The sequence below is a fragment of the Chelativorans sp. J32 genome, from assembly GCF_000518985.1.
Taxonomy (GTDB): domain Bacteria; phylum Pseudomonadota; class Alphaproteobacteria; order Rhizobiales; family Rhizobiaceae; genus Chelativorans.
Map to the genome: position 1 here is coordinate 326,580 of NZ_JAEQ01000001.1, position 16,010 is coordinate 342,589.

At 60.7% G+C, this 16,010-nt stretch carries 14 protein-coding genes; 5 read left to right on the top strand and 9 right to left on the bottom strand.

What is annotated here, in order from left to right:
* Positions 1–675, bottom strand: coding sequence for a ribulose-phosphate 3-epimerase (gene rpe, locus CHEJ32_RS0101655; RefSeq protein ID WP_028032280.1), 675 nt, complete (start codon positions 673–675; stop codon positions 1–3).
* Between the two features lie 43 nt (positions 676–718).
* Positions 719–1,189 carry a carbon monoxide dehydrogenase subunit G gene (locus CHEJ32_RS0101660; protein WP_028032281.1) on the bottom strand — a complete coding sequence of 157 codons (471 nt, stop codon included), beginning with the start codon at positions 1,187–1,189 and terminating at the stop codon, positions 719–721.
* Between the two features lie 307 nt (positions 1,190–1,496).
* Between CHEJ32_RS0101660 and CHEJ32_RS0101665 the strand changes: the two genes are divergently transcribed.
* Entirely contained in the window at positions 1,497–3,293 is a 1,797-nt protein-coding gene (locus tag CHEJ32_RS0101665) for an IlvD/Edd family dehydratase (RefSeq protein ID WP_028032282.1), read from the top strand.
* A 22-nt stretch (positions 3,294–3,315) separates the two neighbouring features.
* Here the strand turns inward: CHEJ32_RS0101665 and CHEJ32_RS0101670 are convergent, their stop codons facing one another.
* From CHEJ32_RS0101670 to CHEJ32_RS0101680, 3 genes are read right to left on the bottom strand one after another with little or no spacing between them, the layout of a single operon-like run.
* Positions 3,316–4,332, bottom strand: a complete 1,017-nt coding sequence (locus CHEJ32_RS0101670; RefSeq protein WP_028032283.1) for an Hsp33 family molecular chaperone — start codon at positions 4,330–4,332, stop codon at positions 3,316–3,318.
* Positions 4,329–5,246 (bottom strand): ornithine carbamoyltransferase, encoded by a 918-nt coding sequence (gene argF / locus CHEJ32_RS0101675; RefSeq protein ID WP_028032284.1) that lies wholly within the window; start codon positions 5,244–5,246, stop codon positions 4,329–4,331. Before argF ends, CHEJ32_RS0101670 begins: the two co-directional genes overlap by 4 nt.
* Positions 5,243–6,448: an aspartate aminotransferase family protein gene (locus CHEJ32_RS0101680; protein ID WP_028032285.1), complete on the bottom strand. Its 1,206-nt coding sequence runs from the start codon at positions 6,446–6,448 to the stop codon at positions 5,243–5,245. The genes argF and CHEJ32_RS0101680 overlap by 4 nt, the downstream gene beginning before the upstream one ends.
* Before the next feature lie 375 nt (positions 6,449–6,823).
* Between CHEJ32_RS0101680 and CHEJ32_RS0101685 the strand changes: the two genes are divergently transcribed.
* Positions 6,824–7,360, top strand: coding sequence for a GcrA family cell cycle regulator (locus CHEJ32_RS0101685; RefSeq protein WP_028032286.1), 537 nt, complete (start codon positions 6,824–6,826; stop codon positions 7,358–7,360).
* Positions 7,361–7,464: 104 nt separating this feature from the next.
* On the opposite strand, the gene phoU is transcribed toward CHEJ32_RS0101685, so the two are convergent.
* Entirely contained in the window at positions 7,465–8,193 is a 729-nt protein-coding gene (gene phoU / locus CHEJ32_RS0101690) for a phosphate signaling complex protein PhoU (protein ID WP_028032287.1), read from the bottom strand.
* 121 nt (positions 8,194–8,314) lie between these two features.
* The gene (locus CHEJ32_RS0101695) at positions 8,315–9,580 is read right to left on the bottom strand and encodes an ATP-binding protein (protein ID WP_051469324.1); all 1,266 of its coding nucleotides are present in this window, start codon (positions 9,578–9,580) and stop codon (positions 8,315–8,317) included.
* Between the two features lie 85 nt (positions 9,581–9,665).
* Between CHEJ32_RS0101695 and ppk2 the strand changes: the two genes are divergently transcribed.
* Entirely contained in the window at positions 9,666–10,565 is a 900-nt protein-coding gene (ppk2, locus tag CHEJ32_RS0101700) for a polyphosphate kinase 2 (protein ID WP_028032289.1), read from the top strand.
* On the opposite strand, the gene CHEJ32_RS23665 is transcribed toward ppk2, so the two are convergent.
* Positions 10,487–12,499 (bottom strand): glycosyltransferase, encoded by a 2,013-nt coding sequence (locus tag CHEJ32_RS23665; protein ID WP_245260914.1) that lies wholly within the window; start codon positions 12,497–12,499, stop codon positions 10,487–10,489. The genes ppk2 and CHEJ32_RS23665 overlap by 79 nt on opposite strands.
* Before the next feature lie 393 nt (positions 12,500–12,892).
* Here CHEJ32_RS23665 and CHEJ32_RS0101710 point away from each other — a divergent pair, with 393 nt between their 5' ends.
* A complete protein-coding gene (locus tag CHEJ32_RS0101710) occupies positions 12,893–13,729 on the top strand; it encodes a transporter substrate-binding domain-containing protein (protein WP_028032290.1) in 837 nt (278 codons plus the stop codon).
* Here the strand turns inward: CHEJ32_RS0101710 and CHEJ32_RS0101715 are convergent.
* Positions 13,723–14,160: a tellurite resistance TerB family protein gene (locus CHEJ32_RS0101715; protein WP_084032640.1), complete on the bottom strand. Its 438-nt coding sequence runs from the start codon at positions 14,158–14,160 to the stop codon at positions 13,723–13,725. The genes CHEJ32_RS0101710 and CHEJ32_RS0101715 overlap by 7 nt on opposite strands.
* A gap of 184 nt (positions 14,161–14,344) precedes the next feature.
* Here CHEJ32_RS0101715 and CHEJ32_RS0101720 point away from each other — a divergent pair, with 184 nt between their 5' ends.
* The gene (locus tag CHEJ32_RS0101720; protein WP_028032292.1) at positions 14,345–16,006 is read left to right on the top strand and encodes a lysine--tRNA ligase; all 1,662 of its coding nucleotides are present in this window, start codon (positions 14,345–14,347) and stop codon (positions 16,004–16,006) included.
* The last annotated feature ends 4 nt before the right edge of the window (positions 16,007–16,010 follow it).

The window sequence follows — 16,010 nt, forward strand, 5'->3', positions numbered from 1 at the left end:
TTAAGCGCCGGCTGCCTTCCTGATCGCCTCTATGTTCCGGCGATAGGTTTGCTCGCTGCTTCCCTTGAAGATGGAGGAGCCGGCGACGAGCACATTGGCCCCGGCGGCAACCACCGCGCCCGCATTTTCGGCCGTGATGCCGCCGTCCACCTCGATATCGATGGGGCGGCTGCCGATCATCTCCTTGACCTTCCGGATCTTCTCCAAAGCGGATGGAATGAAGGCCTGCCCGCCGAAACCAGGATTGACCGTCATGATCAGGATCAGATCGATATCGTCGAGCACATATTCGATGGCGCTCTCCGGCGTGGCGGGATTGAGCGACACGCCCGCCTTCTTGCCGAGCCTGCGGATCGTCTGCAGCGAGCGATGCAGATGCGGCCCGGCCTCGGCGTGCACTGTCAGGATATCGCACCCCGCCTCCGCGAAGGCCGCGAGATAGGGGTCGACCGGCGCGATCATCAGGTGGCAGTCGAACACCTTGTCCGTACGATCCCGGATTGCCTTCACCACGGACGGCCCGAACGTGATGTTCGGGACGAAATGGCCGTCCATCACATCCAGGTGAATCCAATCCGCACCGGCCGCAGCAACCGTGGCCACTTCCTCCGCCAGGCGAGAAAAATCGGATGCAAGGATAGAGGGCGCGATTTTGATCGGCCGGGTGGCTTCCATCAGTAATTTCCTTGTTTGGGGCGGTAGCGACGACCTTGTCCGGTCAGGCGCTCTCAGCGTCGTTGTTGCCGCTCACGCGGGTGTTAAAATCGGCGAAGAACTGCGAGGCAAGCTTCTTCGAAGTGGATTCGATCAGCCGTCCTCCGAGTTGCGCCATCTTGCCGCCGACATCGGCCTTGGCCTGGTAGGACAGGATCGTCGTCTCCGGACCGTCTTCCTTGAGTGCGACGTCGGCGCCGCCCTTTGCGAAGCCGGCCACGCCGCCCTTTCCCTCGCCGGAGATCGTATAGGAATGCGGCGGATTGAGATTGGTGAGCTCGACCTCCCCGTTGAACCGCGCCTTGATCGGGCCGATCTTTAGGGAAACGACGGCGGAAAATTGCGTGTCCGACTTCTTCTCCAGCGATTCACAGCCGGGGATGCATTCTTTCAAAACCGCAGGATCGTTCAAGGCGCGCCAAACCGCCTCGACCGGTGCCGCGATTTTCTCCTCTCCTTCGATGATCATCGCCATGGCCTATCCTTTCCCATCGTCCGTTCTTGGCTAGCTCAGCGAAGGCTTCTTGTCCATCAATGAACTCTCTGCACTTGTCGCTTCGGCCGTGATGAAATAAAGGAGAGGCGCGCTGGCCGGCGTCGTTTCATCGGCTTGGCAGCTCCACGGGGTGGATCACAGCCGTTTTCGGCAGCCGAAGGATCTGGTGCCCAGGCCGCGAAGGCTCGAAGTCGAGATTTCCTTCGCCCTCGCTCCTTGTATCCGAACAGATGCGCTCATACCATCCCGACCAGATTAACAGGTCCTGGCCCTAAAAGGTTCGTTCATGACGGAAGGCAAGAAGCGGCTCCGCTCGCAAGATTGGTTCGACAATCCCGACAATCCCGGGATGACCGCGCTCTATCTGGAACGCTACCTGAATTACGGCCTGACACGGCAGGAATTGCAGTCGGGCAAGCCGCTGATCGGCATAGCGCAGACCGGATCGGACCTTTCGCCTTGCAATCGACATCACCTGGAACTCGCCAAGCGCGTGCGCGCCGGCATCGAGGCGGCGGGCGGCGTCCCGCTCGAATTTCCCTGCCACCCGATCCAGGAAACCGGCAAGCGCCCCACCGCCGCTCTGGACAGGAACTTGAGCTATCTTTCGCTTGTCGAGGTGCTCTACGGTTACCCGATTGACGGCGTGGTGCTTACGATCGGCTGTGACAAGACCACGCCCGCCCTGCTGATGGCCGCTGCCACCGTTGATATCCCCGCAGTCGCCCTGTCGGTCGGCCCCATGCTCAATGGCTGGTATGGCGGGCGGCGTGTCGGCTCAGGCACGATCGTCTGGGAAGCGCGTGAGAGACTTGCTGCCGGCGAGATCAATTACGAGCAGTTCATGGAACTCGCCGCGGCTTCGGCGCCGTCCGTGGGCTATTGCAACACGATGGGCACAGCCTCCACCATGAACTCGCTCACCGAAGCGCTTGGCATGCAGCTGCCCGGTGGTGCGGCCATTCCTGCACCCTACCGCGAGCGAGGCCAGATCGCCTACGAGACGGGGCGACGCATCGTCGAAATGGTGCACGAGGATCTGAAGCCTTCCGATATCATGACGCGGGAGGCGTTCGAGAACGCCATCGTCGTGAATTCCGCTATCGGCGGCTCGACCAATGCACCGATCCATCTGAACGCCATTGCCCGCCATCTGGGCGTAGCGCTCGACAACGATGACTGGCAGGAGATCGGGCATGACATACCGTTGCTCGTAAACCTGCAGCCCGCGGGCGAGTATCTTGGAGAGGATTTTCACCGCGCGGGCGGCGTGCCGGCCGTGGTGGCGGAGCTGATGAGAGCCAATCTCCTGCCGCATCCGGAGGCGAAAACCGTGAATGCGCGTTCGCTCGGGGAGAATTGCGAGAGCGCGGTGACGATCGATGCAGAGGTGATCCGTCCTGTCTCGGAACCTCTCAAGAGGAGCGCCGGCTTTATCAATCTAAAGGGCAATCTTTTCGACAGCGCCATCATGAAGACCAGCGTGATTTCGGAGGAATTCCGCACGCGCTATCTCTCCAACCCGAATGATCCGGAAGCTTTCGAGGGCAGGGCGGTCGTTTTCGACGGCCCTGAAGATTATCACCACCGTATCGATGATCCGGCACTGGATATCGATGAATATTGCATCCTCGTGATGCGTGGCACAGGCCCGGTCGGTTATCCCGGCGGGGCCGAGGTGGTGAACATGCGCCCGCCAGCTTACCTGATCAAGCGCGGCGTTCATTCGCTGCCTTGCATCGGGGATGGCAGGCAGTCTGGCACCTCCGCCTCGCCTTCCATCCTGAATGCGTCCCCCGAGGCGGCGGTGGGTGGTGGCTTGGCTCTGCTCAGGACAGGCGACCGCATCCGGATCGACCTGAAGACCGGAACCGCCAACATGCTCGTGAGTGACGAGGAACTGGAGAGCCGCCGGACGGCTCTGAAGGCCGACGGCGGCTATCACTATCCTGGTCACCAGACGCCCTGGCAGGAAATCCAGCGGTCAATGGTGGATCAGCTTTCCGAGGGCATGGTGTTGAAGCCGGCGGTCCGGTACCAGCGCATCGCCACCGAGAAGGGAACGCCGCGCGACAATCATTAGGGGCAAAAGTGCCGCGAGGGGCTCAGCTGTCGGCCGAGCCTCCCGAATTCTGCTCCTCCTCGAACTCCCTGGGGTCGAAGAGATATTCCTTCGAACAGAATTCGCAATTGACCCGGATCACGCCGTCTTCGGTGCTTTCCTTGATTTCCTCGGCGGTGAACCCGTCGAGGATGCTCTTGATCTTCTCGCGCGAGCAGGAGCAGTTATCGATGACGTTCACGCCCTCATAGACCCGCACTCCCTGCTCGTGGAAGAGCCGGTAGAGGAGCCTTTCGGCGCCCACAGTGGGATCAAGCAGCTCATCGATCTCGACCGTGTTGAGCAAGGCCAGCGCTTCCTGCCAGGCATTGTCCTCGGGATGACCGTTGCCTTCGTTCTCATCGTCGCCATCGCCGCCCGGCAGGTCTGACATGCGGGCACGTTCAGGCGCGGACGGCAGGAACTGAATAAGCAGGCCGCCAGCGCGCCACCGCCCTCCGCCACTCTCGCCGGGAACGACCATGCGTGCAACGCCGAGGCGCACTTCTGTCGGGATCTGCTCCGACTGGCGGAAATAGCTGCGCGCCACATCCTCCAACGTGGAGCCGTCAAGCTGCACGATCCCCTGATAGCGCTGCATATAGGGGCCTTGATCGATCGTCAGCGCCAGAACGCCTGCCCCGAGGAGGGCTTCGGGCGAAGTTGCTCCCTGCTCAACGGCTTCGGCAAGCCGGGCTTCGTCGAACCGGGCATAGGCGCGTACCGAACCCGGGGTGGAGAAATCCGCCACGAGCATATCGACCGGGCCGTCAGACCGCGTCTGGACGATGAACTTGCCGTCGAATTTAAGGGAGCTGCCGAGCAGGACGGTGAGCACTACGACTTCGGCCAGCAGCCGCGAGACCGGCTCCGGGTATTCATGGCGTTCCAGGATCTGGTCGAGCATGGCACCGACCTGCACGGCGCGGCCACGCACGTCGAGCCCCTCCACCTCGAAGGGCACGACGTGATCGTCACCGGCGAAACCGAAATCGCCCAATTTTGTTGTGTTGTCGTTCACTGGCTGAGACACCAGGCGAGAACGGCTTTTTGCGCGTGCAGCCGGTTTTCGGCCTCGTCGAACACCACCGAGTGCGGCCCGTCTATCACGGCGTCCGTCACTTCCTCGCCACGATGGGCGGGCAGGCAGTGCATGAAAAGTGCGTCCTTCTTCGCGAAGCTCATCAGCCTCTCGTTCACTTGAAAGGGTTGGAACACGTTATGGCCGCGGGCGCGGTGTTCCTGGCCCATCGAGACCCAGGTATCGGTCACAACGCAGTCTGCGTCGCGCACCGCCGCTTCCGGGTCGTGGGTAAGCGTTATGCGCCCGCCATTGGCCTTTGCCCACTCCACATAGTGAGCGGAAGGCTCGCTGCCAACGGGCGTCGCGACATTTAATCGGAATCCGAACCGCGCGGAGGCCTCCAGAAGGGAGTGCAGAACGTTGTTCCCGTCGCCCGACCAGGCGAACAGCCTGTCTTTCACACTGCCGCGATGCTCCTCGAAGGTCATGATATCGGCCATGATCTGACAGGGATGCGTGTCGTCCGTGAGCCCGTTGATGACGGGCACGGTCGCGTTCTCGGCAAGCTCAAGCAGCCGCTCATGCGCCGTTGTGCGGATCATGATCGCATCTACGTAGCGCGAGAGAACCTTGGCCGTGTCGGCGATTGTCTCGCTGCGGCCGAGCTGCATTTCCGCGCCGGTGAGCATGATGGTCTCGCCGCCGAGCTGGCGCATGGCCACGTCGAAGGAAACGCGCGTGCGGGTCGACGGCTTGTCGAAGATCATGGCAAGCACTTTGCCCTCGAAGGGCTTGTCGGCCTGGCCCGCCTTCAGCAGAGCCTTGCGCTCCCGCGCGTCGTCCAGCATGGACCGGAGTTCGGTGGCTGAAACGGTCGAAAGATCGATGAAATTGCGTGCCACGGCGGTCATACCTTTGCCGATGCCGTCATGGCGGGAGCCGAGGCCAGGGCCTCCACCGCGCGATGGATGCGCTCCAGCCCTTCCTGGATGTCTTCGTCGGTGACATTGAGCGGAGGCAGGAGGCGAAGCACATTATCGCCGGCTGGCGCACCCAGTATCTTCTCGTCGCGCATGGTCTGTTGCAGGGCCGAGGGTGGAAACTTGCAACGAATGCCCAATAGCAGTCCCGTGCCGCGGATTTCCTCAACCACCTGCGGAAACTCGTCGGCAATCGCGGCAAGGCCCTGCTTGAGGAGCAGGCCTTTGCGGGCGACCTCCTCGAGAAAGCCGGGTTCGAGGATAACGTCGAGCACCGCATTCCCAACTGCCATCGCAAGAGGATTGCCGCCGAAGGTGGTGCCGTGGACACCCGGCGTCATGCCCTTCGCAGCCTCTTCGGTGGCAAGGCAAGCGCCGAGCGGGAAACCGCCGCCTATGCCTTTGGCTATGGTCGCGATATCGGGCGTAACGCCGGTCCATTCATAAGCAAAGAGTTTGCCGGTGCGGCCGATGCCCGTCTGCACCTCGTCGAAGATCAGCAGCACGCCGTGCTTATCGCAGAGGTCACGCAGGCCGCGCACGAATTGTGCCGGCGGCACGCGGATGCCGCTTTCTCCCTGGATGGGCTCCATCAGGATCGCGGCGGTGTCGGGGGTGATCGCCTTTTCGACCGCTTGCAAATCTCCAAAGGGGATCTGGTCGAAACCTTCCACCTTCGGGCCGAAGCCTTCCAGATATTTCTTCTGACCGCCCGCAGCTATTGTGGCGAGGGTTCGCCCGTGGAATGCACCTTCAAAGGTGATGACCCTAAACCGGCTTTCCTGTCCGTTGACATAGTGATAGCGCCGCGCCGTCTTGATGGCGCATTCCAGTGCTTCCGCGCCGGAATTGGTGAAGAACACCTTGTCCGCAAAACTGTGCTCCACGAGGCGTGCGCCCAAGCGGCTTTGGCCGGGGATCTCATAGAGATTGGAAACATGCCAGAGCTTGTTCGCCTGCTCCGTCAGAGCCGCGACGAGATGCGGGTGGCCGTGTCCAAGCGAATTTACCGCTATGCCCGCCGCAAAATCGAGGTATCGCGTCCCGTCGGCGGTGATAAGCCACGAACCTTCCCCCTGCTCGAAGGAGAGGGGGAGCCTCGCAAAAGTATCGAAAAGCGCCGAACCGCTCATGGACACGTTCTCCGGGATATTCTCGACGGCGTCAGGCCGCAAGGTTGATGAAACCAAAATGCCGCCCCAGGGGCGGCACGCGGTGTTTTTATCAGCGTTTTCCCCCGCGAAGTCAACGAAAAGACGGTTTGCCGGGACGAAGTGGAATGTGAAGGAAAGATTATCGGAAATGCCCCAAGTTGGGGAAAACCACAAAAACCGATTCGCGATCGGAGTCGGACTCTTGTCACCGAGTCAACCGATAAGGTAGTTTGACCGGGTAACGACTAGATTTCGTGCGGCGGACCTTCAGACCCATGTAGATGTGGTGTCTACCAGGCGTTGGCCTGGTAGAGGGGGCAGGGATTCCGCACGCTTGCACAGGAGCCTGTCCTGATGAACTGGACTGACGAGCGCGTCGAACTTTTGAAGAAGCTTTGGTCGGAGGGGCTGAGTGCCAGCCAGATTGCCGCACAGTTGGGCGGCGTCAGCCGTAACGCTGTCATCGGCAAGGTACACCGTCTGAAACTTTCGGCCCGGGGGCGGGCCACGGCTGCGCCTGCGCGCCGCAAGAAGGCGGCAACCGCCGCTGCGGCGAGCGGCGCAGCCGCTGCGGCAAGCGCGCGTAAGCAACATGCCACCAGCCCTCGGCCGGTTGCCACTTCCATCGGCGCCACCGCGCTGAAGATGCAGTTCGAGGAAGAAGCGGTCACCCATCAGTTCCTGCGTCCGGTCGAGAATGTGGTGGTTCCCATTTCGCGGAATCTGAAGCTGGTCGAGCTCACTGAGCGCACCTGCAAGTGGCCGAACGGTGATCCGCTTGCGGACGATTTCAGTTTTTGTGGGGGCGATACGGGCGATTCAGGCCCTTATTGCACCTATCACTCCCGGCTGGCCTATCAGCCCGCATGGGAGCGTCGCCGCAGCAAATAAAGGGACGGGCAATAACGAGCGGACCAACCTTCTTGGGCGGCGTCAGCCGCCTTCCTTTTTGAAGCGGGCGTAGCGGAGTAACGGGAAGCCGGAAGGGCCGGCTTCTATTCGGACGTTTCCGTCGGCACGGGCGCCACCACCTTGTGGCTCTGGTCTTCCTTGGGCCGCTCGGGCGGCATCGTGGTGCCGGTCACGATATGATAGACGGTCTCGGCCACATTGGTCGCATGGTCGCCTATCCGCTCGATGTTCTTCGCGCAGAAAATCAGATGCGTGCAGGCCGTAATGTTCCGCGGGTCCTCCATCATATAGGTCAGGAGCTCGCGAAAGAGCGACGTGTACATGGCATCGATTTCCTCGTCGCGATCGCGAACCAGGCCGAGCTTTTCCGCCGAGCGCGAAGCATAGGCATCGAGCACTTCCTTCAGCTGCGTCAACGCGAGATCGCTGAGCGAGGAAAGCCCGCGAAAGAGCCGCACCGGCTGGCGCGTCTCAGTGATGGCGACGACCCGCTTCGCAATGTTCTTGCCAAGGTCGCCGATGCGTTCCAGGTCGCCGGAAATACGGATTGCGCCGACGATTTCCCGCAAATCCCGTGCCATGGGCTGGCGTTTGGCGATGATGATCACCGCCTTCTCGCCGATTTCGCGCTCCTTCTGGTCGAGGAAGGCGTCATCGGCGATGACTTTTCGGGCCAGCGCGGGATCGCCGGTCACAAGCGCTGAAACGGCTTCGTCCACCATGCGTTCGGCATAGCCGCCCATCCCGCCGATCTGATTGGCGAGAAACCGCAACTCCTCATCGAAGGATCGCATGATGTGTTGGCTTTGCATCTGGGGCCTCCTGGAGCAAATCACCCCGTAACCATCATAGCTAGGCTATCTACATGACGGAAAAAAGAAACTGGCTGAAAGAGAAGATTTGCCGCGCAATAAAGAAAAGGCGCGCTCGCGGTTAGTCCGGCGCGGGGAAATGGACGGTGAAGGAGGACCCCTCTCCCATTTTCGAGCGGATGGAAAGCCGTGCGTCGTGGCGCGTAAGAATGTGCTTCACGATGGCCAAGCCGAGGCCCGTGCCCTTCTGCGGGCGGCCGGCGCCTATCTCGACGCGATAGAAGCGCTCGGTCAGGCGAGGGATATGCTCCTCCGGGATTCCGGGACCGAAATCCCGAATGGTGACGATCCTTTCCGATCCATCGGCGGCCTTGCGGGCCGAGGCGACAACGCGCCCTCCGGAACTGCCATATTTGCAGGCGTTCTCGAGCAGATTCTCGAATACCTGGAAGAGCTCGTCGCGATGCCCCAGCACTTCGAGTGGTTCGGGCGGCATGTCGAGTTCGATTTCCACCCCTGAATCCTTGGCACGCGCGGCAAGAGCATCGCGCACTCCACCCACCACCATTCGTAAATCCACCCTCTCGCTGGGCTTTCCATAAGGCTTTACCTCCAGGCGCGAGAGCGAGAGCAGGTCATCGATGAGCCGGGCCATGCGCGAGGTCTGGTCCTGCATGATCTGCAGGAAGGCTTCGCGCGCCTTCGGGTCGTCGCGAGCCGGCCCGCGCAGCGTTTCGATGAAGCCGGCGATGGATGCCAAGGGCGTCCTCAGCTCATGGCTCGCATTCGCTATGAAATCCGCTCTCATCCGGTCGATGCGGCGCGCCTCGCTCTGGTCGCGGAACAAGAGCACGAACAACCCGGAACCGTCGCCGATCCGTGTGGCGGATACCCGGTAGGCCCTTTCGAGCGGCACACGCTCTACGTAATCTATTCCGAAGGGGCCGGCTCCCCCTTCCATCACGCGGGCGATGAAATCGTGCATCTCCGGTGCGCGGAACTTGAGTTGCAGGGGCATTCCGGGCGCAACAGTCCCGAACGCAACCGACGCGGCCTCGTTCGCATACACGATATCGCCACTCGCATTGGAGACGAAAAGAGGATCCTGGACAGCTTCCGCCAGGTCCGTAGCAAGGAGCGTTTCAATCCTCGTGGCGCCGTCGCGACGCTCTTCCCTTGGCTTCTCGGCGGTTCTGCCGGGTACAAGCAGAGCTGCTGCCATGATGAAGGCGACCGCGATCGCCGCGCCGATCCCTCTGCCTCCATAGGCAAGATCGAGCGTCAAACACGCGATCACCGAGGAAGCCAGCACAAAACGGTGGCGGACGAGCCGCTTGCCCGCAGATGTGAACAGGTCTGGTAACAAAGACTTCAGCCTGATGTTCATCAATCTCCCGCGCCCTTGCCCCGCTACTAGACCGTCCCAGCCGCCGCGACTAGCATCGAGCCTAATGCCGCAAGGAATAAAGTTTATGAACAAGCCTCTGGATAAGTCTTCGCTCCCTGCTTCGAAGCCGCTTTTGCTCGATGTCGATGGAGTGAAGCGCAAATTCGATATCGCGGATCCCAAGCTCCCGCGTTGGATCGAGGAGCGGGCTCTGAGCGCCGGCGGCTATCCATATAAGGAAAAGCTCAAACGCAGGAAGTATGCGAAGGAGCTGGAGAGGCTGCAGATCGAGCTCGTCAAGTTGCAGGGCTGGCTGCAGGCGACCGGCGGCCGCGTGATAGCGCTCTTCGAAGGCCGCGACGCGGCAGGCAAAGGCGGCTCGATCCATCATCTCCGGCAAAACATGAATCCGCGTACTGCGCGCAATGTGGCACTGCCGAAGCCGACCGAGACCGAGCTCGGCCAATGGTACTACCAGCGCTACATCACGCATTTCCCGACGGCAGGAGAGTTCGTCACCTTCGATCGTTCCTGGTACAACCGCGGCACGGTCGAACCGGTGATGGGTTTCTGCACCCCGGCCCAGCACGAGCATTTCCTTCGAGAAACGCCTGACTTCGAGCGCTCCATCGTGAACGAGGGCATTCCGCTTTTCAAATTCTGGCTGAACATCGGCCGGGAAACGCAGCTCAAGCGATTCCACGATCGTGTACACAGCCAGCTGAAGTGTTGGAAATTTTCTCCGATGGATATCGCCGGTATGGAGAAGTGGGACGATTATACCCGTATGCGGGATATCATGATCGAGAGGACGCACACGGACTACGCCCCCTGGACCATTATTCTTGCCAATGACAAGCGGCGCGCCCGGCTTGCCGTCATCCGCCGCATCCTCCTTTCCCTGCCTTATGCCGGTCGGGACGAGGAAGCGATTGGCGAAGAGGACCCCACCATCGTCGGGTTCGGGCCAGGTTTCCTGCGCTGAACCTCTCGCGTCTTCCACCGGCTGGGGCGGTGCGGCGTTTTCTCCCACGCGTGCGGGCATCGGTAGAGTTGCCACAGCGCTCGCCACGCGGCGGCAGAAAGCAGCAGCCAATAGAAGGGTATGCAGAGCATGTGCCACCACAGGCCTTGCTGCTCCGTCTTGGGCAGGGCTCGCCAGCCTAGCGCCAGGAAGGCGCCATGCCCGAACACGACATTCACGATATCGAGCGCAAGAAGTGCCGTGTAGTGGCTCAGGAAGTCGCCTTGGATTGCCATGATGGTCAGCATGGTGCCCGCGCTTATCGGAAAACCGATATAGGCGAGGGCAGAGATCCACATGCCCAATGTCAGGATCTGGGTGATGAGAAATGACGTTCTTCCGAGTTCCCGATAGAGCCTGGGCACGTCTCGCATATGCACCAGCCAGGTCTGCATCCAGCCTTTGAACCAGCGGGTACGCTGAGGCAGCCAGATGCGCGCAGTCGCTGGAGCGTCCTCATAGGTGGGCAGGCTTATCGTTCCGGTCTTGTAGCCCATCCGCGCGAGCCTCAGTCCAAGATCGGCATCCTCGGTCACATTGCACGGGTCCCATCCGCCGACACGCTCGAGCACTGCGCGGCGGAAATGGTTGGACGTTCCGCCGAGCGGAAGGACAAGGCCGCGTTTGGCCAGCCAGGGCAGAATGCCGCGGAAAAGGGCCGCGTATTCGAAGGCGAACATCGACGCGATCCAACTTTCTCCCTTGTTCGTGATCACCAGCGGTGCCTGGAGGCAGGCGAGGTCATCACTTTCACTGCGGAAACGCTCCCAAGCCTCGACCAACTGGAACGGGTGCGGCCGGTCTTCGGCATCGAACAGGACGACGAACTCTCCGGTGGCCAAAGGGAGCGCAAAGGATAGTGCCTTGGGCTTCGTGCGCGGGCCGCACGGCGGCACTTCGATGACTTCGATATAGGAGCGCAACTGCTGTGCGCGGATGGCGGCAAGAGTCTCGTGGTCGTCGCTTTCGCAGACAAGCTTGATCTCCAGCTTGCTGCGAGGCCACACGAGCCGGCCCAGCGCCACGAGCAGATCCGGGACGACCTCGGCCTCCCGGTAAAGTGCGACCAGCACCGTATAAACAGGCATTTCGTCCGGCCGCATTGCCGTGAGACTGGTGGGGGGAGAAGGCTGTCGCGCTTCCTGGCTGACTGCCACCCGTAACAAAACGCAGGCGAGGAACAATACCGAAAGCAGAAGATGCAGGCCGATCAGCGCGGATGACGGCGCGAGCATGACGAGCATCACGAGAATGGCGCCGACACTGCCGAGCGCGAAGCCTTGCCAGGCATTGAGCACGTTGCGGGCGGAAAATTCGGGCATCGCCTCGAACAAGCCATTGACCGCCATGCGCGCCAAACTTTCCTTGGCGCGATGTCTCAGGGCGTTGCGCAATACCGTCGGCGGCACTATGCGGATGCAACTTGCGATATCGTTGTGCTGCTTGAGAAAACGCTGCATTGCCGAAATATCCAGGCGCTCCGGCGCGACGAGATAGGTGGTCCGACCTCTATCCTTCAGCGCGATAACGGGGCCGGTACCATAGGGTAGGCGGAGTGCCTCCAACCCCTTTCCTTCCGGCAGAAAGAGGCTTTCAGGGGCGATTTCCGCATCGAAGGGTAGGCCCAGATGCGCCGCGAATGCTTGAAATAGGGCTTCTTCGCGCACAATCCCTGAAGACTGGAGTTCAATCTGGAAGGGAACGCCCGCGAGCTGCGCCTTCCGCTCGATATTCTCCATCTCGCGAAAAGGCACGCCCAGTTGTTCCAGGATCGGCCGCCAATGGGCAAGACCCGATGGCGATACGTGGAACGATCCGTCGATCTCGTACGGAAGATCGGTAGGATTCGAAATCATTTCGGCGCGCAAAATGCTGCCTGAGCCACTCATATACATGAGGCCCTAACTCCGCTGAATATCAAGGATACGTTACGTTGACGTGGGGCGGAGACGCCCTGAAGCCTATTTGGCCATAACGCGTTCGAAGCGGCTAGAAAGATGCGGCCAAATACCCCCGGCGCGAATGCTTACGCATCCACGGCGGGCCAAAGGCTCCGTTTGCATAATTACCCCCCTTGACGACCAAGAATTTCCCACCCCTGTTGGTCGCCTGCGTGTCCATATTGTTTAACAAGTTTTCCACAGTCAATGGGGAATGCACGCAAAAGTATAAATGTTTTGCTTTCTGCTCCGCATGCGGGTTGCCGGTCTCTGCCGCACTCACGTTTTCATTGCGTTGAGGGAAAAGAATTTTCGAATATAAAAGCGCTGGTGAATGGAGATTTGTGCTTGCGCAACCCGAAGAGTCTCGTCTTGGCCCTCATGCTGGCCATTGCCGCCGGGCAGCCCGCCGCCCGTGCGGACATTCCGAGTTTCTGGGATGCCAAACAGCGCCTGGCAAAGCCGGACATGACGCCCTTCCAGCGGTTGCGGTTTCTGACCACAACCGATTTCTTCCCCTTCAACTTTCTCGACACGGATCGTCGTCTGAACGGGCTCCACATCGATCTTGCGCGGGCGATTTGCAGCGAGCTTGGCATGCTTAATCGATGCCAGATACAGGCGCTCCCCTTCGAGGAGCTTGAATCCGCGCTCCAGCGCGGCGACGGGGAGGCAGTGATTGCCGGGCTGGCCATTACTGCCGAAAGTCGGGAGAAATTTCTGTTCTCCCGTTCTTATATGATGTTTCCGGCACGGTTTGTGACTCGCCGGGATGTCCAACTCAGTGAACCCATCTACAAGGCGATCGCGGGCAGACGGGTTGGCGTGGTTTCGGGAACCGCGCATGAGACGATGCTGCGCGACCTTTTCACGCAGGCCACGCTCGTCTCTTTTCCGGGCGAAAGGGAACTCGAGAACGCCCTGACGCAAGGCAGTGTCGACGCCATCTTCGGAGACGGCATGCGCCTGTCATTCTGGCTACCGAGCGAGGCGGCCAAGAATTGCTGCGTTTTTGTGGGAGGTGCGTATATCGCGCCGGAATATCTGGGCCGAGGACTCGCGATCGCGGTGCGGAGTGATCAGCCCACGCTGGCCCAGGCGCTAAATTATGCGCTGCAGGAGATCGATGCGGACGGAACCCTTTCCGATCTCTACCTCCGTTACTTCCCGGTAAACTTCTACTGAGCAGCTTGAAGGGCTGTTTCGAGAGTGCGATGCCTTGCCCGCGCGGCACGTTCGACCGCCGCAGCAACCAGCGGCTCAAGCTTCAGCCTGCGGCGTATGATCTGCAGCATGCGCATCTCCTCAGGCTCGACATAGAGATCGGCTGCCACGACATCGACGGCCAAGGAGTAGGCAGTATCGTAAAGGCTCGGTGGAACGGTGTCGCGCACCAGGTCGAGCACGCGTTCGGGGCCATCCGGCTGCTGCAGAAGTTGCTGGCATTGCCGCGCCGTCGGGAGAATTCGTTCCTGGTCGAAACCGTCGAAGACCGGCAGCGTCCGCACGAGCCGTCCGATACTGCTCAATTCGGCATCGGTCATATCTCGGTCAGCCGCGGACATGACGACCATCAAATAGATCAGCGCTTCCTGTGGCGACGGCTTGTCGGTCATACGATCCTTCTCCATTCCGGTGAGCGACGAAAGTAGGTACGCCGCCAGCAGGCTGCAACGAAGAATCGCGTTGAGATTGACGCATGGCGCTGGTGGGCTTACACGCCAGACGGCGATCCGGCCTCATAATCCGCCCTTGTGGCCGCCGGACGCGGTAACATCTACCATTCACCGGATACAGCAAATGACGATCACGCTTGGAAACGCGCTCGACTTAACCCCGGAAGTGCTGCAGGCGGCTGCGGAAAGCAAAGCCTGGCCCTTCGAGGAGGCGCGGAAAATCGTCAAACGCTACGAGGGACAGAGCTTCCCTGAAACGGTGATTTTCGAAACCGGCTACGGCCCGTCCGGGCTGCCGCATATCGGCACCTTTGGCGAGGTGGCTCGCACCTCCATGGTGCGGCACGCGTTCCGCATCATCACCGAAGACAAAGTGAGGACGAAAATCCTCTGCTTTTCGGACGACATGGACGGCCTGAGAAAGGTGCCTGACAATGTACCGAACCAGGAAATGCTTCGCGCGTATCTCGGCAAGCCTTTGACGCGCGTGCCGGATCCGTTCGGGAGCGAGCACGGCTCGTTCGGCGCAGCCAACAACGCGCGGCTCAGAGCCTTTCTTGACCAGTTCGGTTTCGATTACGAGTTTGCTTCCTCGACGGAATATTATGCATCGGGCCGGTTCGACGCGACCTTGCTCAAGGTCCTTGAGCGCTTCGACGAGGTCATGGCGATCATGCTGCCCTCGCTGCGCGAGGAGCGGGCGCAGACCTATTCGCCCTTCCTGCCCATCCATCCGAAGAGTGGGGTGGTAATGCAGGTGCCGATCGAGGAGCGTAAGCTTGATGCAGGCACCATTGTCTGGCGCGATCCCGAAACCGGCGAGCGCTTCGAAACGCCCGTGACTGGCGGACAGGCCAAGCTGCAGTGGAAGCCCGACTGGGCGATGCGCTGGGCGGCCCTCGGCGTTGATTACGAAATGTCGGGCAAGGACCTGATCGACAGCGTCAAGCTGGCCGCGCAGATCTGCACCGCGCTCGACGGGACGCCGCCTGAAGGCTTCAACTACGAGCTCTTTCTGGACGAGAAGGGACAGAAGATTTCAAAGTCCAAGGGCAATGGGCTCACCATCGACGAGTGGTTGACCTACGCGCCGACCGAGAGCCTATCGCTCTACATGTACCAGAAGCCGAAGACGGCGAAGAAGCTCTACTTCGATGTCATTCCGAAGGCCGTGGACGATTACTATTCGTTCCTCTCCGCCTACCCCCGTCAGGATTGGCAAAACAGGCTGGGCAACCCGGTTTGGCACATTCACGACGGCAACCCGCCGGCGATTGAGCTGCCGGTGCCGTTTGCGCTGCTGCTCAATCTCGTCAGCGCCTCCAACGCGAGCGAGAAAGGCGTGCTCTGGGGCTTCATCTCCCGTTATGCGCCGGGCGTGACCCCCGACACTCATCCCGAGCTTGATAGGCTCACTGAATATGCAATCCGCTATTTCGACGATTTCGTGAAGCCGTCGAAGCAGTTCCGCGAACCGGATCCCGTTGAGCGACAGGCGCTGGAAGCGCTTCGGGATAAGCTTGCGGCTCTTCCGGAGAGCGCGGATGGCGAAGAGATCCAGAATGCGGTGCTCGATGTGGCGCGTGGGATCGAGCGCTACCAGGATCATGCAAAGCAGAGTCCGAGCGGCGGCCCCGGTGTTTCCGTCGCCTTCTTCCAGATGCTCTATCAGGTTCTGCTGGGGCAGGAGCGGGGACCGCGTTTCGGGTCTTTCGCCGCGCTCTACGGACTTCAAGAGACACGCGTTTTGATCGAGAAGGCTCTGGCCGGAGAACTCGCGGTATAATGGA